At 71.8% G+C, this 25,791-nt stretch carries 21 protein-coding genes; 17 read left to right on the top strand and 4 right to left on the bottom strand.

All coding sequences use genetic code 11. The features are described 5' to 3' along the window. Nucleotides 1-8: 8 nt before the first annotated feature. Genes ACFYL6_RS25055 through ACFYL6_RS25040 form a run of 4 tightly spaced genes read left to right on the top strand, consistent with a single transcriptional unit; the run spans nt 9 to nt 5,409 of the window. Nucleotides 9-1,112 carry an endonuclease domain-containing protein gene (locus ACFYL6_RS25055; protein WP_387174713.1) on the top strand — a complete coding sequence of 368 codons (1,104 nt, stop codon included), beginning with the start codon at nt 9-11 and terminating at the stop codon, nt 1,110-1,112. Beyond that, nucleotides 1,109-1,822: a hypothetical protein gene (locus tag ACFYL6_RS25050; RefSeq protein WP_387174711.1), complete on the top strand. Its 714-nt coding sequence runs from the start codon at nt 1,109-1,111 to the stop codon at nt 1,820-1,822. The genes ACFYL6_RS25055 and ACFYL6_RS25050 overlap by 4 nt, the downstream gene beginning before the upstream one ends. Then, entirely contained in the window at nt 1,819-5,067 is a 3,249-nt protein-coding gene (locus tag ACFYL6_RS25045) for an ATP-binding protein (protein WP_387174709.1), read from the top strand. The genes ACFYL6_RS25050 and ACFYL6_RS25045 overlap by 4 nt, the downstream gene beginning before the upstream one ends. A gap of 9 nt (nt 5,068-5,076) precedes the next feature. After that, nucleotides 5,077-5,409, top strand: a complete 333-nt coding sequence (locus tag ACFYL6_RS25040; protein WP_091406843.1) for a putative quinol monooxygenase — start codon at nt 5,077-5,079, stop codon at nt 5,407-5,409. Nucleotides 5,410-5,486: 77 nt separating this feature from the next. On the opposite strand, the gene pdxY is transcribed toward ACFYL6_RS25040, so the two are convergent. The 3 genes from pdxY to ACFYL6_RS25025 form a co-directional block, all read right to left on the bottom strand. Then, nucleotides 5,487-6,338 (bottom strand): pyridoxal kinase PdxY, encoded by an 852-nt coding sequence (gene pdxY / locus ACFYL6_RS25035; RefSeq protein WP_387174707.1) that lies wholly within the window; start codon nt 6,336-6,338, stop codon nt 5,487-5,489. A gap of 165 nt (nt 6,339-6,503) precedes the next feature. Beyond that, the gene (locus ACFYL6_RS25030; protein WP_387174705.1) at nt 6,504-7,298 is read right to left on the bottom strand and encodes a S1 family peptidase; all 795 of its coding nucleotides are present in this window, start codon (nt 7,296-7,298) and stop codon (nt 6,504-6,506) included. Nucleotides 7,299-7,467: 169 nt separating this feature from the next. Next, complete coding sequence (locus ACFYL6_RS25025; RefSeq protein ID WP_387174703.1) at nt 7,468-8,484, bottom strand: LacI family DNA-binding transcriptional regulator; 1,017 nt, start codon at nt 8,482-8,484, stop codon at nt 7,468-7,470. A gap of 254 nt (nt 8,485-8,738) precedes the next feature. Here ACFYL6_RS25025 and ACFYL6_RS25020 point away from each other — a divergent pair, with 254 nt between their 5' ends. The 11 genes from ACFYL6_RS25020 to ACFYL6_RS24970 all read left to right on the top strand — a co-directional run bounded on the left by ACFYL6_RS25020 (nt 8,739) and on the right by ACFYL6_RS24970 (nt 22,221). Continuing rightward, complete coding sequence (locus ACFYL6_RS25020) at nt 8,739-11,093, top strand: AbfB domain-containing protein (protein ID WP_387174701.1); 2,355 nt, start codon at nt 8,739-8,741, stop codon at nt 11,091-11,093. A gap of 531 nt (nt 11,094-11,624) precedes the next feature. Beyond that, the gene (locus ACFYL6_RS25015) at nt 11,625-12,917 is read left to right on the top strand and encodes a cytochrome P450 (RefSeq protein ID WP_387174699.1); all 1,293 of its coding nucleotides are present in this window, start codon (nt 11,625-11,627) and stop codon (nt 12,915-12,917) included. Nucleotides 12,918-13,180: 263 nt separating this feature from the next. Further along, on the top strand, nt 13,181-13,663 hold the full coding sequence (locus ACFYL6_RS25010) for a helix-turn-helix transcriptional regulator (RefSeq protein WP_387174697.1): 483 nt from the start codon (nt 13,181-13,183) through the stop codon (nt 13,661-13,663). Nucleotides 13,664-13,916: 253 nt separating this feature from the next. Beyond that, on the top strand, nt 13,917-16,307 hold the full coding sequence (locus tag ACFYL6_RS25005; protein WP_387174695.1) for a nitrate- and nitrite sensing domain-containing protein: 2,391 nt from the start codon (nt 13,917-13,919) through the stop codon (nt 16,305-16,307). Nucleotides 16,308-16,323: 16 nt separating this feature from the next. Beyond that, the gene (locus ACFYL6_RS25000) at nt 16,324-16,728 is read left to right on the top strand and encodes a roadblock/LC7 domain-containing protein (protein WP_030490280.1); all 405 of its coding nucleotides are present in this window, start codon (nt 16,324-16,326) and stop codon (nt 16,726-16,728) included. Nucleotides 16,729-16,781: 53 nt separating this feature from the next. After that, nucleotides 16,782-17,975: an ABC transporter substrate-binding protein gene (locus ACFYL6_RS24995; protein ID WP_387174693.1), complete on the top strand. Its 1,194-nt coding sequence runs from the start codon at nt 16,782-16,784 to the stop codon at nt 17,973-17,975. Then, nucleotides 17,972-18,868: a branched-chain amino acid ABC transporter permease gene (locus ACFYL6_RS24990; protein WP_387174691.1), complete on the top strand. Its 897-nt coding sequence runs from the start codon at nt 17,972-17,974 to the stop codon at nt 18,866-18,868. The genes ACFYL6_RS24995 and ACFYL6_RS24990 overlap by 4 nt, the downstream gene beginning before the upstream one ends. Continuing rightward, nucleotides 18,865-19,875 carry a branched-chain amino acid ABC transporter permease gene (locus ACFYL6_RS24985; protein WP_387174689.1) on the top strand — a complete coding sequence of 337 codons (1,011 nt, stop codon included), beginning with the start codon at nt 18,865-18,867 and terminating at the stop codon, nt 19,873-19,875. Before ACFYL6_RS24990 ends, ACFYL6_RS24985 begins: the two co-directional genes overlap by 4 nt. Then, complete coding sequence (locus tag ACFYL6_RS24980) at nt 19,872-20,615, top strand: ABC transporter ATP-binding protein (protein WP_387174687.1); 744 nt, start codon at nt 19,872-19,874, stop codon at nt 20,613-20,615. The genes ACFYL6_RS24985 and ACFYL6_RS24980 overlap by 4 nt, the downstream gene beginning before the upstream one ends. Then, the gene (locus ACFYL6_RS24975) at nt 20,615-21,385 is read left to right on the top strand and encodes an ABC transporter ATP-binding protein (RefSeq protein WP_387174685.1); all 771 of its coding nucleotides are present in this window, start codon (nt 20,615-20,617) and stop codon (nt 21,383-21,385) included. The genes ACFYL6_RS24980 and ACFYL6_RS24975 overlap by 1 nt, the downstream gene beginning before the upstream one ends. A 32-nt stretch (nt 21,386-21,417) precedes the next feature. Next, entirely contained in the window at nt 21,418-22,221 is an 804-nt protein-coding gene (locus tag ACFYL6_RS24970; RefSeq protein WP_387174684.1) for a class I SAM-dependent methyltransferase, read from the top strand. A 527-nt stretch (nt 22,222-22,748) separates the two neighbouring features. Here the strand turns inward: ACFYL6_RS24970 and ACFYL6_RS24965 are convergent. Then, nucleotides 22,749-23,690: a hypothetical protein gene (locus ACFYL6_RS24965; RefSeq protein WP_387174682.1), complete on the bottom strand. Its 942-nt coding sequence runs from the start codon at nt 23,688-23,690 to the stop codon at nt 22,749-22,751. Between the two features lie 295 nt (nt 23,691-23,985). Here ACFYL6_RS24965 and ACFYL6_RS24960 point away from each other — a divergent pair, with 295 nt between their 5' ends. After that, the gene (locus ACFYL6_RS24960) at nt 23,986-24,966 is read left to right on the top strand and encodes an ATP-binding cassette domain-containing protein (protein ID WP_387174680.1); all 981 of its coding nucleotides are present in this window, start codon (nt 23,986-23,988) and stop codon (nt 24,964-24,966) included. Next, the gene (locus ACFYL6_RS24955; RefSeq protein WP_091406877.1) at nt 24,963-25,790 is read left to right on the top strand and encodes an ABC transporter permease; all 828 of its coding nucleotides are present in this window, start codon (nt 24,963-24,965) and stop codon (nt 25,788-25,790) included. The genes ACFYL6_RS24960 and ACFYL6_RS24955 overlap by 4 nt, the downstream gene beginning before the upstream one ends. Nucleotide 25,791: the final 1 nt, after the last annotated feature.

The raw sequence follows: 25,791 nt of genomic DNA, 5'->3' as shown, positions 1-25,791 counted from the left end.
GTGCCGGCATGGCGCACCCCGTCCGAGCCATCGGCGACGCCAACAGGGCGTGGTGGGCCGCCCCGCCGGCGCGACGGGTGAGTCACCTGCAGGGCATCGACCCGGAGCTGTTGCGGGTGGCACTCGACCCGTTGCCACGGGCGGCGCCCGCGATCGTGCACTACCGGCCCACGGTGACAGGTCCCCTCGGCGACCTCGTGGACACCCTGCTCGGTCACCTCGACACCGCGGCCCTCGCGATGTTCCCCCGCTGGCTGACCGGGGCCGACCGTTTCGACGGTGAGGGCACGCTCGGTGTGGCGGCGGTGCGCGCCCTCGCGGCCCGTACCGCCGCCCGCTCCCGGCACTTCGGTCCGTTCCTGGCCGACCTCGCCGAGCGTGGGCTGCGCGGGCCGCGCCACCCCGCCGGCCGGTCCCGCTTCGCCCCGGGGGTACGCGCCGCCGGGCTCGCCCGGGTGATCTCCGAGGCGTACGACCGGGAGAGCTGCCTTCTCGTCGTGGCCCTGCCCGACCTGGATGCGAACGCCGAGCGGACGCTGGTGGCCGCCGCCGAGTGGCTCGTGCGGCACGGCGACTTCACGGTGTGGTTGGCCGGCAGGCCCCTGCGCCACGTCGACCGGGTGCGGTCGGTGTCCATGCCGGTGCCGGCGCGATTCGCCGAGTTGGCCGGCACGGTCGAACGGATTCCGGCCACCGCCGTCGAGCCGGAGTCGACGGTGCTGGCCTGGCCGCCGCTCGCGGGCGTCCCTCGCGGCGACAGCGCCGCCGAGCAGGCGTTGGAACGCGCGCTCGCGCCGCACGACTGGGCGCGTGGACGGCGGTGGAACCAGACCTACGAGTGGCACGTCCTGGGCGCGGCGTACCGACTGGATCTGTTTTGGCCCGTGGAGGGTCTTGCGGTCGAGGTGGACGGCCCGGAGCATCGTGGGCGAATCGCTTTCGCCAACGATCGGCGGAGAGACGTGCAGCTGCAACTCCTCGGGCTGGACGTGCTCCGCTTCACCAATGAGCAGGTGCTCACCGACGTGCCGGCGGTGGTCGACGGGATCCGTCGGCTGCTGGCCCGGCGACGCGCGGACGGCACGCAATCCCCTGGAGATGAGACATCATGACGAGCCCGGCGGACGTCCCGCACCTGACGCCGAACCAGATCAACGCCCTCGTGGTGCTGATGGTCGAGGCGCGCCGACTCACCAACGTCGAGCTGAAGGAGCTGGCCGGTTTCACGCTGACCGGCCAGGACAACAAGAAGCTCGTCGACCTGGGCCTGGTGGACACCGATCGGACGCACCGGCCGTTCGCCCACGAGCTGACCGAGGAGGGCTGGCGGGTGGCACGTCAGCTGCACACCGTCGCGCCGCCGAAGCAGGGCGGCTCGACGACCCGGTCGCTGTTCGTCGTCCTGTCCAACCTGCACCGTTCGCTGGACCGGCTCCGGGTCAGCCACGGCGATTTCTTCAAGCAGACCGGGGCAACGGCCCCGGCGGCCAGCGAGTCGCAACAGCAAGCACCGGCAGCGACGCCGGCGGCACCCGCACCGGCGGCACCGGTGTCCGCGGCGGAGGTGGAGGCGCTGGTTCGTTCCGCGTACCGGGATCTGGCCACCGCGCCAGGCGCCTGGGTCGGCCTCGCCGACGTCCGGGACCGGCTCGCCGACACCGACCGGGCCTCCCTCGACGCGGCGTTGCGGACGATGGTCGGCCGAGAGGACGTCCGCATCATCCCGGTGGCGAACACCAAGTCACTTACCGCACGGGACCGGGCCGCGGCCGTCCGCATCGGGAACGAGGACAACCACGCCCTGGCGATCGGCCCGGCATGATCTCGGACGACCAGCGGACCGCGCTGGAAGCGGTGAGCCTCAACCCTGCGGTCACCCCGGACGACGTCTGGCGGCCCAGCCCGCACAACGTGCCGGAGCTGCACGAGAAGGTGGCTGCGGAGATCCTCCGCGGGGTGGCACGGGCCCGCACCGACGACACCAGCATGCCGCTCGGCGTCGCCATGCAGGGCCGCGCGGGCGCCGGCAAGACGCACCTGCTCGGGGCGGTCCGCGAACGGATCCAGCGCGACGGCGGCTACTTCTTCCTGGTCGACATGGTCAGTGGCAAGACGTTCTGGGAGAGCGTGGCACTGGCCCTGGTGGAGGGATTGGGCCGCCCCCACGTCGGCTGGGGCACCCAGTTGAAGACCTTCCTGCGGCGGCTCACCCCCCAGCTCGGCCTGCCGGTGGAGGTCCGCGACGCGGTCGCCGGCGCCCGACCGGTGACCCGTGCGCAGCTCGACACCTTCATCTGGGCGCTACGCGAACGCGATCGGGAGGTCGGACGGGACGCCCAGGACACCGCAAGGGCGCTCGTTCTGCACGGCGCCATCGACTTCGAGGCACAGGACGTCGGCTACGCCCACCTGATCTCCGAACCGGGTGACCCGGCCGCGCGGGCGGCGTGGGGGTTGAGCGCGGCGGTCCGCACCCCGCAGCAGGTCGTGCAGGACATCTCCCGGCTGATGGCCCTGACCCTGAACCCCACGGTCATCGCCGTTGACCAGCTCGACACGCTGTTCGCCCAGACCAGCACCTCGCTGCTCAACCAGCATCAGGGCCTGGAGGACGGCCAGGCCAAGGTGCTCGGCCCGATCGCCGACGGCCTGCTCAAGCTCCGCGACATCACCCGCCGCACGCTTGTCGTGGTCTCGTGCCTGCCGGACACCTGGGTGCTGATGACCCGCACCGCGCCCACCCCGGTCGCCGACCGCTTCCGTACGTCGACCCTGCCGGACCGGATCCCCACCCCGGAGATCGGGCAGGCGATCGTGGCGAAGCGCCTCGCCGCCGCGTTCGCCGGTCCGCGCTTCGTGCCACCGCACCCCACCTGGCCGATCGCCCCCGCCGCCTTCACTGACGCACCCACCCTGACCCCGCGCGCCCTGCTCCGCCGGGTGGACCGCCACATCGCCTGGTGCCGTGACCGCGACGAGCTGGTCGAGCTGGACCGGCTCATCGACGGCGCCGACTCGACGCCGACGGTGCGCACCGTCCGTGGCGCCTCCGCCGACCCGACGACTGACGAACGCCGCCTGCACGAGTTGGACGCACGGTTCGCCGAGTTGGTCGAGGCCGCGGACGTGTCCGCCGCCGTCGACCCGGCCGGCGAGGACGAGCACCTGCCGCCGCTGCTCGCCGCCGGCCTGGCCGCCTGGATCGCCGAGCAGGCGCCGACCGGCGCCACCTACAAGTACGATCCGCCGCCCGGACGCAAGCCCGCGCTGCACGGGCGGCTCATCGAGGTGCTCGACGAGGCCACCGAGAACGAGGCGCACTGGTGCTTTCGGGCCATCGCGCACCCGAACGCCATCGCCGTCACCGCCCGGGTCAAGGCCGCCTGCACCCTCGCCGGGTTGGACCGGGACCTGCCGCAACGGCGGCTGATCCTGCTGCGCAACGGTCCGTGGCCGACCGGGAAGCGTACGACCGAGGTGTTGGCCGGCTTCGACGCGGCCGGCGGCCTGCGGCGCGCCGTGCCGGAGGCGGACCTGCGGGTCTTCGCGGCGCTGCGGGTGATGGCGGCCGAGCCGTCCACGGCCTTGCAGGAGTGGCTGGTGGCCCGCCGTCCGGCCAGCGGCACCGAGCTGTTCCGCGCGGTCCTGCCCGGCCCCGACGGGACGCCCGGCGGTGCCCCGCCACCGACGCCCGACGACGACGAGCCACCGTCGGGCGGCCCCGATTCCGGCCCGACGAGCGTGCCGGTCGCCGACGTCCCCGCTGGCGCGTCGACCGGTTCGACCACCGGGCCCGTCCCCGCTGACCCGGCCGACCTCGTGGTCGACGCCGGCGGCCGGGCCCTCGGGCTGGGACGGACCGTCGACGGCGGTCACCCGTTCACGGTGCCCCTGGAGTCGTTGCGCCGCCACGCCGTCGTGTTCGCCGGGTCCGGCTCGGGCAAGACCGTGCTCATCCGCCGACTCGTCGAGGAGTGCGCCCGCGAGGGCGTCTCGTCGATCGTGCTCGACCCCAACAACGACCTGGCCCGGCTCGGCGACCCGTGGCCGGACCCACCGAGCGGCTGGGGCCCCGGTGACGCCGAACGCGCCGCCGACTACCTCGCGCACACCGAGGTGGTGGTGTGGACGCCCCGGGTCACCGCCGGTCGGCCGCTGAGTTTCCAGCCGCTACCCGACTTCACCTCCCTGCGGGACTGGCCCGACGAGTTCGACCAGGCGGTCCGCTCCGCCGTGGAGGCGCTCGCGCCACGGGCCGGCGTCGACCGGTCGAGCAGGCTCGCCCAGCAGGGCAAGGCCGTCCTCACCGAGGCCCTCCAGGCGTACGCGCGCAGCGGGATGGTGGGTCTGCCCGGCTTCACCGAGTTCCTGACCGACCTGCCCGAGGGGGTCAGTCGGCTGGCCCGCGCCGGGAAGCTCGCCGAGGAGTTGGCCGAGGCGCTCAAGGCGGCGATGGTCACCGACCCGCTCTTCGGCGGGGTGGGCGCGCCGGCCGACCCGGGGCTGTTGCTCACGCCGTCGGCGGGGCGGCGGGCCCGGGTGTCGGTGATCAGCTTCGTCGGCCTCACCTCCGACCAGGAGCGGCAGAGCTTCGTCAACCAGCTGCAGATGGCGCTCTTCGCGTGGATCAAGCGGCACCCCGCCGGTGACCGACCGCTGGGTGGGCTGTTCGTGATGGACGAGGCGCAGACGCTCGCACCCTCGACCGGCACCACGGCCTGCACCGCCAGCTCGATCGCGCTGGCCTCGCAGGCCCGCAAGTACGGGCTCGGGCTGGTCTTCGCCACCCAGGCGCCCAAGGGTCTGCACAACCAGATCTCCGGCAACGCGACGACCCAGTTCTTCGGGCTGCTCAACGCGCCGGCGCAGATCGACGCGGCCCGGCAACTCGCCGAGGCCAAGGGCGGGCGGCTGCCGGACATCGGCCTGCTCAACAGCGGCGAGTTCTACGCCGCCGGGGAGGGGTTCTCCTTCGTCAAGGTTCGTACCCCGCTCTGCCTGACGCACCACCCGAAGGCGCCGTTGACCCCCGAGGAGGTCGTCGCCCGCGCCCGTCCGGCTGGGTAGCCTGGGGCCATGATCTTCATTACCGCCAAGTTCCGGGTCCTGGCCGAGCACGCCGACCGGTGGCCGCAGATCGCCGCCGAGTTCACCGAGGCGACCCGGGCGGAGCCGGGCTGCCTGTGGTTCGACTGGTCCCGCAGCGTGGACGACCCGACCGAGTACGTGCTGGTCGAGGCGTTCCGCGACGACCAGGCCGGTGCGGCCCACGTCCAGTCCGCGCATTTCCGCACGGCCCAGGAGACCCTGCCGCCGCACCTGGCCGAGACGCCGCGCATCGTGAACGCCACCGTGCCGCAGGAGGACTGGTCGCTGCTCGGCGAGATGGCCGTGCCCGAGGGCCGCTGACCGCCACCGGTCCGCGACCCTCGTCAGCGCGGCCGGTCCGCGACCCTCGTCGGTGCAGCCGGTCCGCGACCCCGCCGTCAGCGCAGCCGGCGGGCGGTGAAACGGGCCGGCGGGTCGGCGATCACGTCCTGGGCCGCGATCAGCTGGATCTCCCGGGTGCCCGCCGCGAGAGTGGCTTCGAGCACGGCGTAGACGGAGGCGATGGTCCGTTCCAGCGCGGTCGCGGGTGAGCCGGTCGTCCACAGGTGCGCGAGGTACAGCGCGGCGGTGACGTCGCCCCCACCGTTCGGGTTGATCGGCAGCAGCGGCGTGGTCACCGCCCAGGCGCCCTCGTCGGAGACCGCCACCACCTCCAGCGAGTCCGGAGGCAGGTCGCCGTGGAGCACGCTGGTCACCAGGACGTGCCGCGGCCCGGTCGCGCGCACCACGTCGACCGCGTCGAGCACCTCGGCCAGCGAGTTCGTCGTACGGCCGGCGAGGAAGTCCAGCTCGAAGTGGTTCGGCGTGATGATGTCCGCACGGGGCACGACGGTGTCCCGTAGGTACTCCGGAATTCCCGGCCGGACGAACATGCCCCGACCGGCGTCGCCCATCACCGGGTCGCAGCAGTACACGGCGGCCGGGTTGGTCGCCTTCACCCTCGCCACCGCGTCCAGGATCACCGCGCCCACGGCCGGGTCGCCCTGGTAGCCGGAGAGCACCGCGTCGGCGCTGCCGAGGACCCCGCGGTCCTCGATGCCCGCGATCACCTCCGCCACGTCCGCCGCCGGGAGCATCGGCCCCCGCCACGCGCCGTACCCGGTGTGGTTGGAGAAGTGCACCGTCAGGACCGGCCAGACCTCGTGGCCGAGGCGTTGCAGCGGAAAGGCCGCCGCCGAGTTGCCGACGTGACCGTAGGCGACCGACGACTGGATGGACAGGATCTTCACCGGCCCATCATCGCCGCTGCGCCCGGCGCCGCACGGGCGGCCCGCCGTTTCTGTCGGGTGGCCCACTCGCCTTCTGTGGAGTGGCCCACTCGCCGCCCACCGGGCAGGACGGCACGAACGGGCGGCCCGGACCGTGTCGTCCGGGCCGCCCGAGCGGTCGTACGGTCAGCCGCCGAGGCTCGCCGCCGCCGAGGCGATCGACGAGGCGAAGTAGCTCACCTGGGTGTAGACACCCGGGTAGTTGGGCCGGGCGCAGCCGTTGCCCCAGCTGACGATGCCGACCTGGATCCAGGCGTTGCCGGCGTCGCGGCGGAACATCGGGCCACCGGAGTCACCCTGGCAGGTGTCCGTGCCGCCGCTGGCGTAGCCGGCGCAGATCTCCTGGGCGGGGATGAGGTCCCCGCCGTAGTTGGCGTTGCAGGTGGAGTCGCTGACGAACGGCACGTTCGCCTTGAGCAGGTACCGCTGCTGGCCGCCGCCCTCGCGCGCGGCGCCCCAACCGGCCACGGTGAAGGTGCCGCTGTCGTACGCGGTCGTGCTGGCGATCGGCAGCGTGCTCAGCCCGGTGACGGGGCTGGCCAACCGGATCAGCGCCCAGTCCCGGCCGGCGCCGTTGTAGCCGGGAGCACGGTAGACGTAGTTGGACCGGACGGTGATCCGGCTGGACGACTGGAGGTCGACCGTCCCGAGCGTCGCGGTGATGCTGGTGTTGGCGCCGGTCGCGCCCACGCAGTGTGCCGCCGTGAGCACCAGCCGGGGGCTGTACAGCGCCCCGCCACAGCCCATCGAGAGACGCACCATGAACGGGAACTCGCCCTGAGCGGCGCGGGTGCCACCGACGACGTTCGGCGTCACGGGGCTGTCGGCCGCGGCGGCCGGCGCGGTGAGGGTGAGGCTGGCCGCGGTCACCGCGGCCAACGCGGTGGCCAGCAGGCCAGTGAGGGTACGCCAGCGAACCATTCATTCCTCCGCATCAGGATGGCACGCCTCGTGAGCGCACCCGCAGTCGAGATAGCGGTCATCATATTGAGATTTATGGATCTAGCGGGTCATCCTCTCTGGGTCGTACCACCGGCGTTATGGATCTCGTGCGGTGCGGTGCGGCGCGGGGCGTGCGGCCGACCGGCTGTCAGGCGGCCGGCGTTCCGGTGCTCTCCCGGCGCAGGAGCCGGAACGGTGTCTGCACGGTCAGCGGCCCCGCGACGTCCGTGCCCTCGATGCGAGCGACGAGGCGGCGTACCGCGAGACGGCCGATCTCCCTCTTGTCCGGCGCGATCGTGGTGAGGGTCGGGGCACTGAACCGCCCCTCCTCGATGTCGTCGATCCCGACCACCGCGACGTCCTCGGGCACCCGGTGACCGGCCTCGGCCAGCGCCCGCAGCGCGCCGATGGCGACCAGGTCGTTGTAAGCGAACACCGCGTCCGGCGGGTCACCGAGGGCGAGCAGGTCACGCATGGCGCGCATGCCGTCGAGCCGACCGAACGCGTCGGTGCGGGCGACCAACCGCGGTCGGTACGGCAGGCCGGCGGCCGCGAGGGCCTCCCGGTAACCCCGGACCCGCAGGTGGGCCGACTGCCGGTCACCGCCCGGGGTGGCGCCGATGAACGCTATCCGGCGGCGGCCGATCGCCACGAGATGCCGGATCGCCGCGTGGCTGGCGGCCACGTTGTCGATGGCGATGTGGTCGTGCGGTACGTCGTAGACGCCCTCGCCGATCAGCACGAGTGGGCTGCCGGCCGGCCGGGCCAGCACCTCCTCCCGGCCGATGCGCACCGGACTGAGGATCAGACCGTCGATGATGCGCTGCCGGGAGCCGTCGAGGAGCGCCAGCTCCGCCCCCCAGTCGGCGGCGGTGTTCTCCATGACGAGCGTGTAGCCGAGCGCGGCGGCCTCGGCGATGGCGATCTCGGCGAGTTCGGCGAAGTAGGGGTTGGTCAGTTCCGGGACGGCCAGGGCGATCAGGCCGGTACGGCCCCGGCGGAGGTGCCGGGCGCCGAGGTTGGGGCTGTAGCCGAGTTCGTCGATCGCCTGCTGCACCCGTTGTCGGGTCCGCTCCCCCACCGGCCGGTACCCGTTCACCACGTTCGAGACCGTGGCCAGCGAGACACCGGCGCGCTGGGCGATGTCCTTCAGGTTGACGCCCATCCACCAACCCTTCCCGAATTCGACCGGCGGGCCGACAGGGCATTGACGAACAAGCATTGACGGGACGCCCCGGACGGCTCTATAACGTTATACAGGTGATGATGGATGTCAATATGCCGGCACCGTCGGCGTGTGGAGATCCCACCGACATCCGTCGCTGACGCCCGTCCCCGTCAATGACCACCCGATGCCCACCACCCACGCGCTTCGGGCCTGGCTGCACCGCCCGCGGCGACTCCTCCCCCGGAGACGGCATGACACGTCACGTCCCCATCCGCCCCGCCCTGCCACTGCTGCTCGCCATCGCCCTGGTCGCCGGCTTTCTCGCCGCGCCAGCCTCACCGGCGAACGCCGCACCTCCCAAGACGCCGCCGCTGACCACCCCCTGGACCAGCCAGGCCCTGGCCGGCACACCACTGCCCGAGTACCCGCGACCGCAGATGACGCGGCCGGACTGGCTCAACCTCAACGGCGAGTGGCAGCTACGCCAGTCGACGACCGACGACGCCCCGCAGTTCGGCACCAACCTGCCCGAGCGGGTCAACGTGCCCTTCCCGGTGGAGAGCGCCCTGTCCGGCATCCAACGGGCCGCCAACGACAACCGCAACTACCTGTTCTATCGACGCACCGTCACCATCCCCGCGAACTGGTCCGGTCGGCGGACCCTGCTGCACTTCGGCGCCGTCGACTGGCAGAGCACCGTCTGGGTCAACGGTGTCCGGGTGGGCGCGCACACCGGCGGCTACGACGCCTTCACCTTCGACGTGACCCCGCAGCTCACGGCCGGAGCGAACGAGATCGTCGTCAAGGTCTGGGATCCCACCGACACCCGGCAGAACGGCAGCCTGCCCGCCATCGGCAAGCAGACCAAGACACCCAGCGGGATCTTCTACACCCCCAGTTCCGGCATCTGGCAGACGGTGTGGATGGAGCCGGTGCCCGCCGCCTCGATCAGCAGCGTGGACGTCTACCCGAACCTGAGCAACAACACCCTGCGGGTCCGGGTCTTCACCCGGGGCGACGTGAGCGGCCACAGCGTGCTCGCCGAGGCGCTGAACGGCACCACAGTGGTCGGCTCGTCCACCGGCGGCTTCACCGACTTCAGCGTGCCGGTGCCCAACGCCCGTCGCTGGTCACCCGACGACCCGTTCCTCTACAACCTCCGGGTGACCCTGCGCAACGCCGCAGGCGCCACAGTGGACCGGACTACCCACTACTTCGGCATGCGGGAGATCACCACCGGCCTGGTCAACGGGGTGCTACGCCCCAAGCTCAACGGCCAGTTCGTTTTCCAGGTCGGCACCCTCGACCAGGGCTTCTGGCCGGACGGGCTCTACACCGCGCCGACCGACGCCGCCCTCGCCTTCGACCTGCAGAAACACAAGGACCTGGGCTTCAACATGGTGCGCAAGCACATCAAGGTGGAGCCGCAGCGCTGGTTCTACCACGCCGACCGGCTCGGCCTGCTTGTCTGGCAGGACATCCCCTCGCTGACCGCGCAGGACGTCGACCCCACCGACGCCCAGCAGGCGCAGTTCGAGGCCGAGGCCCGCGAGATCGTCGACGAACACCGCAGCTCACCCGCGGTGATCGCGTACACGCCCTACAACGAGGGCTGGGGCGAGCGGTCCCTCGCCGACACCCGGCGGGTCGCGCAGAACATCAAGAACCAGGATCCGACGCGTCTGGTCAACCCGCACAGCGGCCACAACTGCTGCCAGTCCCTCGGCAACCCCGGCAACGGCGACATCGACGACTGGCACGTCTACCTCGGACCGGACTCCCCCGTGCCGTCGAACACCCGGATCGCGGTGCTCGGTGAGTTCGGCGGCCTGGGCCTGCACACGCCGGGCCACGAGTACAGCCCGAGCGGCAGCTTCTTCGCGTACGAGTGGCAGTCCAGTTCGAGCGCCCTCACCGACCGGTACGTGGGGCTGGTGCAGGGCACCCAGAACCTGATGGTCGGCAAGGGGCTCAGCGCCTCGATCTACACCGAGATCACCGACCTGGAGGGAGAGCTGAACGGTTTCCTCACCTACGACCGGCAGGTGATCAAGATGGACCAGGCGCGGGTGCGAGCCGCCAACACCGCCCTGATCAACGCCTCGAAGACCATCGGCAGTTCGGCGCCGGTCGCCCTGCCGGTCAACACCCGCCGGTCGTTGCAGGTGACCACGCCCGGCTTCACCAACCGCTACCTACGCCACCAGGACAGCCTGGCCTACACGGAGGTGGTCGACGCCGCGAGTTCCAGCCTGCTCAAGGCCGACGCCACGTACACCATCCGGCCCGGCCTGACCGGCACCGGTTGCTACTCGTTCGAGTCGGTCAACTTCCCCGGGCAGTACCTGCGCCACCAGAACTCCCGGGTCCGCAACTCACCGGACGACGGCTCCGCGCTGCTGCGCGCCGACGCCACCTGGTGCGCCCGCACCGGGCTGACCGGCACCGGCGTGTCGCTGGAGTCGTACAACTTCCGCGGCAAGTACCTGCGGCACTACAACGCGGAGGTCTGGCTCAGCAACGGCACCGGCGGCGACGCGTACAACACGCCGACGTCGTGGACCGCCGACAGCACCTGGGGCATCGCCGCCCCGTGGGCGCCGTGACCGCCGCGCGCTGACCGGGTCGTCACGACGCGACGACGCGCGGGGGGTTCCGGCGTGGGCCGGAACCCCCCGCGACGCGGTGGAGGTCGTCGCGGGTCGGCTCCTTCCCTCGGCGCGGCTCCTCCCCGCCGACTTCGGTCGCTTCCGACACCGCGGCTCCTTCCGACAAAGGGCGCTTCCCCCGCGCGACTCCTTCCGCCGGGGTCGGTGACCGGACTTCGGCGTCACTCGTCGTCGCGGGGGTCGTTTCTCCGGTCATGAGGGAAAGCGGCGAGTTGTCTGCACCGTGCGACCGGGTCGACTTCACGGCAAGGACCGAGCCGCAACTTGCACCTGGCCAGGTTCGCTCAGCTGTTGCAACACGCAATTATGCCGACCAATAAATAGACAAGAACCAATCTTGACTTGTGCGGCCGGCCAGCGCACCGTGAAGAGCCAGAGGCAGATGCACGCCATTATCGGCCCGGCTGAAAGTGGATCGCCAAATGGGGGCGCTGCCGGTTTAGCGCCGCGTGCACCAGGAGGCTTTCCATGCGGTTGAATCCGTTCGCCGGGGTCTATCTCACCGATCCGGCAAGCATGTGGCGACGTATTCTCGACGATCCCGACGGGGTGCACTACGCCGAGGATCTGGGTCTGTGGTTGATCAGCAGGCACGCTCACGTCCGGCGGGCCCTCGCCGACACTGCGACATTCGCCAACGCCCTCACCCTCGCCCCGATCTACGAGGTGTGCCCACCCGCACTGAACGTGATCATGCAGATCGACGCCCCACCCACGACGGCCGCCGCCGACCCACCGGCGCACCCGCGTAGCCGCCGGGCCCTCCGGGCGACCTTCGCGAACACCACCGAGCGGGTCGAGGCCGAGTACGGGGCGATCGTCCGGCGCCGGGTCGACCAGTTGGTGTCCCGTCTCGCCGCCCGCCAGGGCGACCAGGTCGACCTGATCCCGGAGTTCGCGACCGAGCTTCCCCTGCTGGTGGTCCTGGACATCCTCGGGGTGCCGGACGCCGACATCGGGCGGATCCGGAGGTGGGCGGACGGCCAGATCGCCCTCATCTGGGGGCAGCCGGACCCGGCCGAGCAGGTACGCCTGGCGCAGGGGCTGCTGGAGTTCTGGCACTACTGCGAGGATCTGGTCCGCCAACGGGTGGACAGCGGACACCGGGGTGACGACTTCATCAGCCGCGCCCTGGCCTACCGGGACGACGACGACACCGTGCTGACGGTGCCCGAGGTGGCGAGCCTGGCCTTCAATCTCCTGGTCGCGGGTCACGAGACCACCGCCGGGCTGCTCGCGCACACCCTCGACCAGGCCCTGTCCGCTCCCCAGCGCTGGTCGGCGATCACCGCGGACCCGGGGCTCGTCCCCGCCTTCGTGGGCGAGACGCTCCGGTTCGCGCCCGCCATCGACGGCTGGCTCCGGGTGACCACCCGAGACGTCACAGTGGGAGCGGTCACGATCCCCGCCGGGGCGCGTTGCCTGCTCCTGATCGGAGCGGCGAACCGGGACCCCGCGGCGTTCCACGACCCGGACCGGTTCGACCCCCACCGGGCCGATGTGGGCAATCACCTGTCATTCGGCCACGGTCCACATTTCTGCATCGGTGCGGGATTGGCGCGACTTGAGGCCGGGGTCGCCCTCAGCCGGCTCGCCGAAGTCATTCCCGGTCTACGGCTGTCACCCGAGCAACGTCGCTCGTACAAACCGAATGTCGCGTTTCGTGCGCACCGCACACTACTCGCGATAATCGATGTCCCGCCGGCCGCGGACGCGCCGGCGGCGCGGGGTGAGGCGACGGCCGAAGTGCACGCCGCCTGAGTGCGGGCGAGTGCCAGCGGTGCTGACCTGCGGCCGGGTCGAGGGTGGGGTGGGGCGGCGTTGCCCCCTCCATCCGGCGCAGCCTCGGTGCCGGCAACGGGTCCGGCACCCACCTTTCACGCTTTGCCAGACGATCCATGCCGGTGAACGTCTTCACACCCATCGCGTCCTGGGTTAAGAATTGCCCTCTGTGAATGTTCAGCTCATCGGCCAATCTCGATCTGGCGTCCGTCGCTGAATGTCCGTTCCACGAAGGTGAGCGCATGGAGCACACGTCCCCGTCGAGCTCGGCTCACTCTGCGGCCAGTCAGCGGTTCCGATGGGAGTTGCGCAACTGTCGCGTCCAACGGGGCCTGACCCAACGAGCCCTGGCCGATCTGGTGCGGTTCAGTCGGGAGACGGTCGCGGCGGTCGAGTCGGGTCGCCGGTTCGGCAGTCACGAGTTCGCGCTGCGCTGCGACGACGTGCTCGGCACTGGCGGCAGGTTGGCCGCGCTCTGGCCGCAGGTCGCCGCCGAACAGTTGGCGGCCGACGGCCGCCGTGGCCCACGCGCCCCGGAAACGGCTCAGCTGGGTCGGCAGGTTCCGCGTCAGCGTGGCCGGCGTGACGCGCGCGACCCGGGAGCCGTGGTGGACGCGATCGACGAGCTGCGCGAACTGATCGGCCAGGTGCTCAACGGCCAACCCGAACCGGACGCCCCGGAGCGGCGGCAGTCACCGGCCGGGCCCCACGACAACCAGCGCTGACTCGACGGATCCGGCCCGACCTCGCGGCGTCACCGGCCGCTGACGTTGGGTACAGATGCTGGTACGGGCAGTTTGTACCACGGCCAGGTCTGGTCTACGAGCGCGGCTTCCGGCCGAATGGGACTTGCATTCGGCAACGTGCGGATAGACCGTCATCGACGAGTCGTGGGAGTCAATCTTGGCGTCGAGCACCCGGTCCCACGCGGCCAGACCCTACCCGACCCGCCGACGCGGTTGGAAGATAGCCGGCCGGATGCGCCTCATCGTCGCGGCCCCGCTCGTCGCCGTGATCGGCTTCGCCGGTCTCGCACTGAACGAGAGCGCACGCCAGACGGCCCGTGCCAGCGACCTGCAGATCCTGGCCCAGGTCGGCGCCGAGGCCGGCGACCTCGCCTACCGGCTGCAACGCGAACGCATCGCCGCCGCCGACCTGCTCACCTACGCCCGGCCGGAGCAGCAGGACGCCTTCGGCGCGGAGATGGCCGCCACCGACGACGCCGTCGCCCGCTACAGCGGGCAGCGGGACCGACTGTCCGCCGACAACGGCACCAGCGCGGCTCTCCTGCGGCGCATCGACGCGGCCCTGGACGGCCTCGCCCCGCTGCGCACCCAGGTGCGCACCGCCACGCACGCGTCGGTGTCGGCGATGACCTTCAGCTACCGCATCGCGATCGCCGACCTCATCAACTTCCGGGAGAGCGTCTCGCACGGCGTGGTGAACGCCCAACTCGCCGACGGGATCCGGGCCTCGGCGGCGCTGTCGAAGACCGCCGAGGCCATCGGTCAGCAGCAGGTGGCCGTGCTGCGCGCGGTCGCGGGCGGCGAGCTGACCCCGGCCATGCAGCAGGACATCACCGCGGCGCGCACCAGCTACACCGAGTCGAGCCTGTCGTTCCTGGCCCTGGCCCCGCCCGAGTGGAGCATCTGGTGGGAGCAGGCCGGCACCGGCAAGGAGGCACTTGCCCTGCAACGGATGCAGGACGAGGTGTCCCGGGCCCAGCCGGGGTCGCAGCTGCAACTGGAGACCGACGCGTGGGTGTCCACCACCCAGACGCGTGCCGCCCGCCTGGCCGACCTGCGCGCCCGCGTCGACGACGCGGTCCGCGACGACGTACGGGCCGCGCACGCCGACCAGCGGCGTCGGGCCGTGGCCGAGGCGGCCAGCGTCCTCCTGGCCCTGATCCTGACCGCGTTGGTGACCTGGGCCGTCGCTCGGCAGATCACCCGACGGCTGCGCCGCCTCCGGGACGCGGCCAACGCCGTGGCCTTCGAACAGCTCCCCGCCGTGGTGGCGCAGCTCCAACAGCCCGGCAGCGCCACCGTCGACCCACAGAAGCTGGCCCAGCAGCAGTCCAGCGCCGCCCTCGAACCGTCCAGCGACGACGAGATCGGCGAACTGGGTCAAGCGTTCAGCGCCGTGCACCAGGCCGCCGTGCGGACCGCCGCCGAACAGGCCGTCATGCGCGCCAACACCGCCGACATCTTCATCCACCTGAGCCGCCGCGAACAGCGACTGGTCGACGCCGTCCTGGCCCAGGTCGACCTGGTCGAGCGGGACGAGACCGACCCCGACCGGCTCGACCAGCTGTACACACTGGACAACCTGGCCACCCGGATGGGCCGGATCAACGCCAGCCTGCTGGTGCTCGGCGGCGTCGGCGTGGGTCGCGTACGCCAGCGTGACGTCCCTCTGCAACAGGTGCTCCAGGCGGCGCTGTCCCAGATCGAGCACTACGCGCGGGTCCGGCTCGGCATGATCGACGGGGACGTCGCCGTGGCCGCCAAAACCGTCGACGAGGTCGTGCACCTCCTCGCCGAACTCATGGACAACGCCACCACGTACTCGCCGCCCGGCAGTGAGACCTGGGTGAGCGGCCGGAGCCTGGGTGACCGCGTCATCGTCCAGATCAGCGACGAGGGTGTGGGGCTGTCCGCGCAGCGGATGCAGCAGCTCAACGAGCTGCTGGCCCGCCCGCCGGCCATCGACGTGGCCGCCGTACGGGCGATGGGGCTGGTCGTGGTGGGCCAGCTCGCGGCCCGGCTGGGCGCCACCGTCCAACTGCGACGCGGTCCCCGACGCGGCATCCTCGCCGAGGCGACACTGCCCGCGGCGATCATCCGGTCGCTGCCGCCCGAGGAGTACCTGCTCGCACCCGGCCGGCTGTCGCGGCGGGCAGCGCGGACGCCCAGCCCTCCGCCGCCGTACCAGCCGCGCCCCGAACCCACCGCCGGACGCCCCGCGACCGAACGCACCCTGCCGGCGGCGCCGGTCTTCCGACCGGCTCCCGCAGCCCCGGACCGGGGTGACGCGCCCACCGAGGAGCTCCTCATCTTCGAACAGGTCAACCACTGGTTCCAGAACGACGTCGTCGACGGCCAGAACGGCCAGCAGTGGTCCAGCCCCGCCGACGACGCCTGGCGTACGGCCGCCCAGGCACAAGCCCCCGAGGTCGCCGCGACCACCAACTCCGGCCTGCCCAAACGACAGCCGCAACGGCACCTGGTGCCCGGTGGGGTGACCGTGCCCCAGCAGCAGCAACGGTCCGAGTACCGCGACCCGGCGCAGGTGGCGACGGCGATGGCCGCGTACGCGCGGGGCGTGGCGAACCGACGACGCACGCCGATCGACCTCACCAACAAATGACGCGACAGGAGAGCACGTGACCGACCAACAGGATCTCGGCTGGCTGCTGGACAACTTCGCCGCGCGCGCGACCGAGGTCAGCCACGCGATCGCCATTTCCAGCGACGGCCTGATGGTGGCCGCCACTCGCGACCTGCCACCGGACCGGGCCGACCAGTTGGCCGCCACGGGTAGCGGGCTCGTCAGCCTGCTGCGGGGGGCGGCGGCCTTCTTCGACGCCGGCGCGGTGATCTCCAACGTCACGCAGCTCGAGGGCGGGTTCATGTTCTCGATGGCCTTCAACGACGGTGCCTCGCTGCTGGTGCTCGCCGCCCCCGAGTGCGACGTGGGCAAGGTCTCCTACGAGATGACCGAGCTGGCCAACCGCATCGGGGACGCCCTGACCCCCGCTGCCCGAGCGGCACTCGCCCGCAGCCGCTGACCACCCCGGCGCCCCCACGCCGGAGACCCCTTCCCCTTCCTCTGGAGTTAGACATGCCTCTCACCACGCCTTGGCGCAGCCGTGCCCTCACCGCCGCGCTGCTCGCGGCCGTGCTGACCACCGGTACGGCCTGCGGCGACGACGCGCCGGGCACGAGCGCCGGCGGCTCGATAAAGATCGGTCTGCTCGCGTCGCTGTCCGGGACGTACCAGGCGGTCGGTACGGAGATCCGCGACGGCTTCCAGCTCTACCTGGACACGCACGACGGCAAGTTGGGCGGCCGGCAGGTCGACCTGATCGTCGCGGACGAGGGCAACGGCGCCCAGACCGCGGTCCCGGCGGCGACCAAGCTGCTCAAGCAGGACCGGGTGTCCGCGCTGACCGGCATCGTCGGTGGCGGCTCGGTCGCCGGCGTCACCCCCGTGCTCAACGAGACCAAGGTGCCACTGGTCGGCTCGAACGGCCGGCCGGAGCTCAAGGACGTCTCCCGGGTCTGGCACACCTCGTACCTCTCCGACGAGCCCGGGGCGGCGATCGCCCAGCACGTCCGCGACAACGTGAAGGGCTCCGTCTACGCGATCGGCCCGGACTACCAGGGCGGTTGGGACGAGCTGCGCGGTTTCACCGACGCGTTCGGGAAGATCGGCGGGAAGCTGGCGAACGCCGATGGCAAGACGACCTTCACGCCGTTCCCGGCCACCACCAACTTCCTCCCGTACTTCGCCCGCATCAAGGCCTCGGGCGCGGCGGCCGTCTACACCTTCTACGCCGGCAGCGCCGCCGTCGACTTCGTCAAGCAGTACGCGCAGTCCGAGATCAAGGACATCCCGCTGTACGCGGCCGGGTTCCTCACCGAGGGCGGCGTGCTCAACGCGCAGGGCGAGGCCGCCCGGGACATCTACTCGGTGCTCAACTACTCGCCCGACCTCGACAACGCGGAGAACCGCGCCTTCGTGGCCGCGTGGAAGGCGAAGCACGACGGATCGCCGACGACCTACGCGCTCGCCTCGTACGACGCGGCGGCGGTGCTGGACCGGGCGATCGGCGCCGCCGGGAGCAACCCGACCCCGGAGGCCATCAACACGGCCATCGGTCAACTCGGCCAGATCGCCAGCCCGCGCGGCACCTGGCAGTTCTCCACCACCACGCACTCCCCCGTGCAGAAGTGGTACCTGCGGCAGGTCCGCCAGGACGGCCGGGCGCTGTCCAACACCGTCGTGGGCGACCTCGCGACCGTCGGCCGGTGATAGCGGTGGCGGCCGGCACGAACCGGATCGACCCGTACCTGATCCCGGCGTTGGACGGAGTCGCCTACGGGTTGCTGGTGTTCGTCGCCGCGTCGGGCCTGGTCTTCTGTTTCGGCGTCGCCAACATCCTCAACCTGGCGCACGGCCTGCTCTACGCGATCGGCGGGTACACCGCCGCGGCGCTGCTCGACGGCGGCTGGGCGAGTCTGGGGTTGGCCCTCGCCGTCGGTGTGCTGGCCGCCGCCGCGGCGGGGGTGCTCCTGGCCGGTCTGCTCACACCGGTCGCCGCCGGCAACCACCTGAGTCAGGCGCTGCTGACGTTCGGGGTGGCGCTGGCCGGCGGCAGCCTGCTCGTCGCCGGCTTCGGGCCCGACAACCCGCAGGTTCGGGTGCCCGCCGCCCTGGAAGGGTCGGTGATGGTCGCCGGTCACCGCTACGCCGCGTACCGGCTGGTGTTCATCGTCGTCGCCGCGGTGCTCGCCCTCGCGCTCTACCTGGTGGTGCGACGCACCAGGGCCGGGATGCTGGTTCGGGCGGCCGTCGACGACCCGGAGATGGTCGCCTGTCTGGGCGTGAGTCCGGCGCGGATCCGGGCCGGCGTGCTCGCCGCCGCCGGCGCGCTGGCCGGAGCGGCCGGGGTCCTCGGCGCGCCCATCATCGGCCCCGGCACGGGCACCGCCGACACCGTGCTGCTGCTCTCCCTGGTGGTCGTCGTCCTCGGTGGTCTCGGGTCGATGGCGGGCACCCTGCTGGCCGCGCTCGCGATCGGCGAGATCCAGACGCTGGGCGTGGCGCTGCTGCCGTCCGCCGCGCCGTTTCTGCTGTTCGCCGCCATGGCGGCCGTGCTGGCCGTACGGGCGCGCGGTTTTGCCGGCAGATGGAGGCCGGCATGAGGGGCGAGGTGATCCGGCGGGTACGGGGTGGCATCGCGGCGCTCGTCCTGGTCGGCCTGGTCGTGGCGCCCTGGGTGGTCGACGACTACACCACGTCGATCCTCGCCCGGACGCTGGCGCTGGCCCTGGTCGGGGTGAGCGTGGCCCTGCTCACCGGCGTCGCCGGCATGCCCACCCTGGGCCAGACCGCACCGTACGCGGCGGGCGCCTACGCCTGCGCCGTGGTCGGCAGCCGCGTCTCCGACGTCGGCGTCGTGCAGCTCGTCGTCGCGGCGGCGGCCGGGGCGCTGCTAGCCGCGCTCACCGTGCCGCTCGTCGTGCACGCCCGAGGGGTGATCGTCCTGATGATCACCCTGGCCATCGGCGAACTCGTCGTCATCGTCCTCGGGCGGTGGCGGTCGGTGACCGGTGGCACGGACGGGCTGGCCGGCATCCCCGCGGTCCGCCCGTTCTGGGGGCTCCCGGCCCTGGCCAGCGACCAGGCCCGTTACCTGTACGCCCTGGTCGTGGTGGCGACGCTGATCGGCGTGGTGCTGGTGCTGCTGCGTACCCGGGCCGGGCTGGTGCTGCGAGCCGGCCGCGACGACGAGACGCGGCTGCGGGCCAGCGGTCACCGGGTGGCGGTGCACCTGTCCGGGGCGCACATCGCCGCCGGGGCGATCGCCGGTGCCGCCGGCTCGCTCCTGGTCGTCGCTCAGCAGTACATCTCCCCCGCCGATTTCGGCTTCGACACGTCCGCGCTGCTGCTGCTCGGTGTCGTCATCGGTGGCACCGCCTCGGTGGGCGGTGCCCTGGTGGGTGCGGCGTTGGTCATCGCCGTCCGGGACTGGTTGTTCGGGGTGCTGCCCGGCCACGCGCCGCTGGTGCTGGGCGCGCTGTTCGTGGCGACGGTCTACCTGCTGCCCACCGGCGTCAACCGGGCCCGGGGTCGGCTGCGCCCGCCGGACGCCCCGGCGCACGAGCCAGCCGCCCACGATCAGGCCACCGTTGCCGAGGTGCACCGATGACCGGCCTGTTGGAAGCCCGGAAGGTCAGCGTCCGGTACGGCTCGCTCGCCGCGCTCGACGGCGTCGACCTGTGCATCCACGACGGTCAGCGGCACGCGCTGATCGGCCCGAACGGGGCCGGCAAGACGACCCTGCTCAACGTGATCGGCGGGTCCACCAGGCCGCAGCGCGGCACCGTGCGGTTCGACGGACGGGACGTCGGTCGGCTCGGGCCGGCGGCCCGGGCGCGGCGGGGAATCAACCGCATCCACCAGCGACCCGCGGTCTTTCCGACGCTCACCGCGACGGAGAACGTCGTGGTGGCCGCGCTGCCGCGGGTCATCCCGCGCCGCCGGTGGTGGCCGGGCGGACGCCGCCGCGCCGCGCAGCGCCTGGCCGGCCCGCTGCTGGACCAGATGGGGCTCACCGCCGTCGCGGCGGTGCCCGCCGGGCACCTGGCGCACGGGCAACGACGCCAGTTGGAGATCGCGATGGCCCTGGCCGGTCGCCCCCGCCTGCTGCTCCTCGACGAACCGGCGGCCGGGTTGTCCGCCATCGAGGTCGGCCGGCTGGTCGAGTTGCTCCAGGCGCTGCCCAGGGCGGTCGCCGTGCTGCTTGTCGAACACCGACTGGACCTGGTGTACGCCCTCTCCGACACGGTCACGGTGCTGCGTGACGGTCAGACCCTGGCCGCCGGCACACCGGACGAGATCCGTACCTCGCCGCTGGTGCGGCAGGCCTACGCCGACGGGGTGGCCTGATGCTCACTGTGGATCGTCTCTGTGCCGGCTACGGCGGGGGAACCGTCCTGCACGAGGTCAGCCTGCGGGTACGCCCGGGCAGCATCCAGGCCGTGGTGGGCCGCAACGGGGCGGGCAAGAGCACGCTCGTGCACACCATCGCCGGGCTGGTTCGCGCGTCCAGCGGTCGCATCGAGATCGGCGGCGTGCACGTCGCCGGCCGACAACCGCATCGCATCGCCCAGTCCGGCGTCGGTCTCGTCCCGCAGGGCCGACGGGTCTTCTCCCGGTTGACCGTGGCCGAGCACCTGCACCTGGCGGCCGCGCCGTGGCGGGCCCCCACCTCCGGCGGCGAGGGCTGGACCGTCGCCCGGACCCTGGAACTGCTGCCGAGACTCGCGGTGCGGCTGCGGCACCGCGGCTGCGAACTCTCCGGCGGCGAGCAGCAGATGCTGGCGATAGCCCGTGCCCTGCTCGGCCAACCCCGGGTGCTGCTGCTCGACGAGCCGTGTGAGGGCCTCTCGCCCGATCTGGCAGCAAGGGTCCGCGAGCTCGTCAACGGTCTCGCCGCCGACGGCCTGACCGTGCTGCTCGTGGAGCAGCAACTCCAGCACGCGATCGAGATCGCGGACCGGGTGGCGGTGCTGGAGTACGGCCGGGTGGTCTACGACCGGCCGACCGCGGAGGCCCGCCGCGATCCGGCCCCACTGGCGGCGATGTTGAGCGTCGCCGCCGTTGCGCCGCCCCCGGCCAACCGACCGACCCCTCGGCTCTGGGCCGACACCCCGTAGTCACCCGACCCTTCTCGGAGAGGTAGACACCGATGACAACCGCTACGAGCGATGACACGTACACGTTCGACAACGGCGCACCGGACGCCGTCCCCCAGATGCACGCGCTGGAGTCCTTCCTGGACCCGATCACGACGCGTCGGCTGGCCCGCCCGGTGCTGGAGCCGGGAGCGACCTGCTGGGAGGTCGGGGCGGGTGGCGGCTCGATGGCCCGGCGGATGGCTCGCGCGGTAGGCGACGACGGTCACGTGCTGGCCACCGACATCGACCCCACCCACCTGGTGGCCGAGGGCAACCTGCACGTACGCCAGCACGACGTGCGCACCGAACCGCCGCCCGGGGACGCGTTCGACCTGATCCACGCCCGGCTGGTGCTGCTGCACCTCCCCGATCGACGACGGGTCCTACGCACCCTCACCGGCGCGCTGGCACCCGGCGGGTGGCTGGTGGTCGAGGAGTTCGACTGCACCGCGCCGCAGCGGGTGCTGACCGCGCCCACCGACGACGCCGCGAAGCTCTTCGCGCAGGTCATGGACGCCATGATGGGCGTCCTGGAGGACCACGGCGCCGACCTGGGCTGGGCGCAGGACGTGCACACCGAGATGGCCCTCGCCGGCCTGACCGACCTGGACACCATCACCCACTCGCAGAGCTGGGCCGGCGGGTCGACCGGGACATCGCTCTACGAGACCAACTCCCGCCAGTTGGAACCGGACCTGCTGGCCGCCGGGCTGTCGCCCAACCAACTGAACGCCTTCCGGCGGCTGCTCCGTGACCCCGGGTTCGCCGTCATGTCGTACCACTTCGTCTCCACGCGGGGCCGCCTACCGAGCTGAGCAGGTGGACCACCGCGCGGAGCGCGGTCGCGCCGTCCGTACCTCTCCCGTCGCAGCACCTCCCCCCGCTGCGCTCCGGACAGCTCTACGACGGCGTCGACCGCACCGGCCGGGCTCCCCGCAAGGGAGCCCGGCCGGCCTGTGCCCGTGGCGCCTGACCCCCAGACCACTGAACGCCGACAGCTCGGCCCAGCCGCAGCATGTCACCTTCCATCGGCACACGGTGGTTGATGGCGTGCGCTCTGACTGGCCCGCCATGTCGTTGTGCTGTTGAGCGGTATACCTCAGAGGTATGAATATGACTCTGAGGTATACCGCTCACGGCCGCATCCGCCCCGGCCAGGATTAGGACTTGGTGATTCTCATACTCTTCGTCGGTCCACAGCTGTCGAAGTGGCCAACTTTGGCGCCGGTCTCTTGCCTGGCCGTCGCCCGATCCATCCGAAGGTGGCCCCGGCAACGAAGCTGTGCAGGAGGGTCTGACCGGCCCGGAGGAGACGATGCGGGCACCACTGAGGGGGCCTGGCTCAGCGCGGAGTGGTTTCCTGGTCGGCCAGAACGATCAGGTCGTCGGGGCGGGCCGACAGCGGCGCCGTCGCCCCGTCGAGCCAAACGAGATAGCCCACCGGCGGACCTGACCGACCCCACCGGGCACCGATGATCGTGGCCAACTTCGCCTGGTGCGGCTGCGTGAGCAGGCGTACCCGGGTGCCCGGCGCGTGTCCGTCGTCGGCGACGATGAGCAGCGCGTCGAGGATCTGCCGGGCACCGGCGACGGGCAACCCCGGAACCCACGGCTCGCCCGCGTACCCCAGACGCGGCGTCATCATCGTGCTCAACAGCGCTGCCTGCCGGGTCGCCTCCTGGCGGACCTGCCCGTCCACGCTGCGTTCGGCCGTGGTCAGCGCCTTCTGGATGCGCGACCAAAGGGCCAATGGCTCCTGGTCGAGCAGGCGGCGAGCCTCGCGGTCGACGTCGGCGCAGGCCGTGTCGAGCGCGGTGTCCTCGCCGAGTTCCGCGATCCAGGCGAGGTCCCCCACCTCGGGCAGCAACCCTGGCGACTCGGCCACGATCACGATGTACAGCATCGCGAGCAGCTCCTCGCGGCCCTCGCCGTGATAGAGCGAGCCCACCCCGCTGCCGGTACGCCCACGGCTGGGCGGGAACCGCTCGACGAGGTGCCGCGCGCGACCATGAGGCAGGATCGCGGCCCGCCTGCTGTCCGACACCCGCTCCTCGAACGACCGCCGCTCACGACGTTCGACGAGCAGTTGGCGATGCGGGTCGAACCCGACCGGATAGATCGTCCGCCCGTACCTGGAAAGGGTTTCGCCGGGCCGAAGGCCGACCGACTCGAGTTGCCGGGCAGCCTCCGAGTAGGCGACGCCAGCCCGGGCGGCATGTTCACGGATGGCGCGCTTGCGGGCGCGTCCCGGGGCTGGGGTCGGTCGGGGTGTGGAATCAGACATGACGCCTCCGGTGCAGCCCCACGCACTCCACCGAACGGGCGGCGTGACCGGCACGCCGGGAATCGACACATCGGCGCGGAGTCGGAGACTCTTGGCCCCAGGCATGTGGTCAGGCGTGGGCCACCACATCGGGCGCTGGCAGGCGCTCTGCCGTGGCCAGCATATCGTGACGCCGGCCGTCAGCGGGGACGTGCAGGCCCCGGCCGCCCTCCCCCGCGGCCCCGGTGTCGGCCCGTGTCAGCCGGTGTCGGTGGCGTGTCGGCGCGGTGTCAGCAGGCCAGCGCAGAGTGGGCGCATGACAGCTGACCTGGTGATCGAGGCCGAGGGCCTCGTGAAGACATTCGGGAAGACGAGGGCGCTACAGGGCGTGGACCTCGCCGTTCCCCGCGGCACGGTGCTCGGGGTGCTCGGGCCCAACGGCGCCGGCAAGACCACCGCCGTGCGCATCCTCTCCACACTGCTCACCCCGGACGGCGGGACCGCCCGAATCGGCGGTTTCGACGTGGTACGGGACGCCGAGCGTGTTCGGCAGAGCATAGGCCTCACCGGCCAGTACGCCTCGGTCGACGAGGACCTGACCGGGCGGCAGAACCTGGAGCTGTTCGGCACCCTGCTGGAGCTGGGCCGCAACGGCGCCCGACGACGGGCCGCCGAGTTGCTCGACTGGTTCGACCTGACCGATGCCGCGAACCGACCGGCCAAGACCTACTCCGGCGGCATGCGGCGACGGCTGGACCTGGCCGCCAGCCTCGTCGGCTCCCCCGACGTGATCTTCCTGGACGAGCCGACGACCGGGCTCGACCCGGCCAAGCGCGAGGACATGTGGGACGTGGTCCGCTCGCTGGTCAACAACGGCTCGACGGTGCTGCTCACCACCCAGTACCTGGAGGAGGCCGACGCGCTCGCCGACGCGATCACGGTGATCGACCACGGCCGGGTCATCGCGCACGACACCCCCGAAGGGCTCAAGCGGGTGGTCGGCGGGCAGACCCTGGAGGTCCGGCCGTCCGACCCGGCACAGCTGCCCCGCACCGCGGAGATCCTGACCCAGGTCGGCTCCGGCGCGCCTGCCGACGAGATCCGCAAGGGCGTGCTTGCGGTGCCGGTCACCGACGACGCGGCGCTGACCGAGAGCGTCGCGCGGTTCGCCACGGCCGGCATCGCGGTCACCGAACTCTCCCTGCACCTGCCGAGCCTCGACGAGGTGTTCTTCACCCTCACCGGGCGTACGGCGTCCGAAGACGACACCACCCGCCCCCTGGAGGTCGCGGCATGAGCACTCTGACCGACACCGCGCCCACGAGAAGCCGCGCGCTCTCGAACTCCGCGCCCAACCCCCGGCCGTTCCGGCTGGTCCGGCACTCGTTGGCGCTCGCCAAGCGCAGCCTCATCAAGACCTGGCGTACGCCCGAGGCGCTCATCGACGTCACCCTGCAGCCGGTGCTGTTCCTCATCATCTTCGTGTACGTCTTCGGCGGCGCCGTCGCCGGATCGACCCATGACTACCTGCAGTTCCTGCTGCCCGGCATCCTGGCGCAGACGATCGCGACAGGCGCCATCGCGATCGGCGTCAACCTCAACACCGACATCGCCAAGGGCATCTTCGACCGGTTCCGGTCGTTGCCGATCCCCCGCTCCGCACCACTTGTCGGCGCGGTCCTCGGCGACGTGGTCCGGTACGTGATCGTCACGGTGTCGACCCTCGCGATCGGCTACGTGATGGGTTTCCGGATCGACACCGACCCGTTCCGGGCGATCGCCGGGTGTCTGCTCGCGGTGCTGTTCGCGCTCTGCCTGAGCTGGCTGCCGGTGCTGGTGTCGATGAAGGTGCGGACCGCGGGTGCCGTGCAGGGTGTGATGTTCGCGCTGATCATGCCGCTGAGCTTCGCGTCCAACGTGTTCGTCGGCGCCGACACCCTGCCGGGCTGGATGCAGGCGTTCGTGGACGTCAACCCGATGACCCACCTGGTGGCGTCGGTACGCGGGCTGTTCCTCGGCACCCCGCTCGGCAACCACGTCTGGTGGACGCTCGCCTGGTGCGCCGGCTTCGTGGCGGTGTTCATGCCACTGGCGCTGCGCGCGTACCGCAAGAAGATCTGAC

The organism is Micromonospora sp. NPDC007208, assembly GCF_042869175.1.
In the GTDB taxonomy this organism is placed as follows: domain Bacteria; phylum Actinomycetota; class Actinomycetes; order Mycobacteriales; family Micromonosporaceae; genus Micromonospora; species Micromonospora foliorum.
The sequence above is the reverse complement of the archived record's forward strand: the minus strand, read 5'-3'. Positions and strand labels throughout refer to the sequence as shown.

What these genes read in the sequence shown, in the direction of transcription:
- ACFYL6_RS25055 (WP_387174713.1), top strand. Translation starts at nt 9, where the DNA reads ATGGCGCACCCCGTCCGAGCCATCGGCGACGCCAACAGGGCGTGGTGG.
- ACFYL6_RS25050 (WP_387174711.1), top strand. Translation starts at nt 1,109, where the DNA reads ATGACGAGCCCGGCGGACGTCCCGCACCTGACGCCGAACCAGATCAAC.
- ACFYL6_RS25045 (WP_387174709.1), top strand. Translation starts at nt 1,819, where the DNA reads ATGATCTCGGACGACCAGCGGACCGCGCTGGAAGCGGTGAGCCTCAAC.
- ACFYL6_RS25040 (WP_091406843.1), top strand. Translation starts at nt 5,077, where the DNA reads ATGATCTTCATTACCGCCAAGTTCCGGGTCCTGGCCGAGCACGCCGAC.
- ACFYL6_RS25030 (WP_387174705.1), bottom strand. Translation starts at nt 7,298, where the DNA reads ATGGTTCGCTGGCGTACCCTCACTGGCCTGCTGGCCACCGCGTTGGCC.
- ACFYL6_RS25025 (WP_387174703.1), bottom strand. Translation starts at nt 8,484, where the DNA reads ATGGGCGTCAACCTGAAGGACATCGCCCAGCGCGCCGGTGTCTCGCTG.
- ACFYL6_RS25020 (WP_387174701.1), top strand. Translation starts at nt 8,739, where the DNA reads ATGACACGTCACGTCCCCATCCGCCCCGCCCTGCCACTGCTGCTCGCC.
- ACFYL6_RS25015 (WP_387174699.1), top strand. Translation starts at nt 11,625, where the DNA reads ATGCGGTTGAATCCGTTCGCCGGGGTCTATCTCACCGATCCGGCAAGC.
- ACFYL6_RS25010 (WP_387174697.1), top strand. Translation starts at nt 13,181, where the DNA reads ATGGAGCACACGTCCCCGTCGAGCTCGGCTCACTCTGCGGCCAGTCAG.
- ACFYL6_RS25005 (WP_387174695.1), top strand. Translation starts at nt 13,917, where the DNA reads ATGCGCCTCATCGTCGCGGCCCCGCTCGTCGCCGTGATCGGCTTCGCC.
- ACFYL6_RS24995 (WP_387174693.1), top strand. Translation starts at nt 16,782, where the DNA reads ATGCCTCTCACCACGCCTTGGCGCAGCCGTGCCCTCACCGCCGCGCTG.
- ACFYL6_RS24985 (WP_387174689.1), top strand. Translation starts at nt 18,865, where the DNA reads ATGAGGGGCGAGGTGATCCGGCGGGTACGGGGTGGCATCGCGGCGCTC.
- ACFYL6_RS24980 (WP_387174687.1), top strand. Translation starts at nt 19,872, where the DNA reads ATGACCGGCCTGTTGGAAGCCCGGAAGGTCAGCGTCCGGTACGGCTCG.
- ACFYL6_RS24975 (WP_387174685.1), top strand. Translation starts at nt 20,615, where the DNA reads ATGCTCACTGTGGATCGTCTCTGTGCCGGCTACGGCGGGGGAACCGTC.
- ACFYL6_RS24970 (WP_387174684.1), top strand. Translation starts at nt 21,418, where the DNA reads ATGACAACCGCTACGAGCGATGACACGTACACGTTCGACAACGGCGCA.
- ACFYL6_RS24965 (WP_387174682.1), bottom strand. Translation starts at nt 23,690, where the DNA reads ATGTCTGATTCCACACCCCGACCGACCCCAGCCCCGGGACGCGCCCGC.
- ACFYL6_RS24960 (WP_387174680.1), top strand. Translation starts at nt 23,986, where the DNA reads ATGACAGCTGACCTGGTGATCGAGGCCGAGGGCCTCGTGAAGACATTC.
- ACFYL6_RS24955 (WP_091406877.1), top strand. Translation starts at nt 24,963, where the DNA reads ATGAGCACTCTGACCGACACCGCGCCCACGAGAAGCCGCGCGCTCTCG.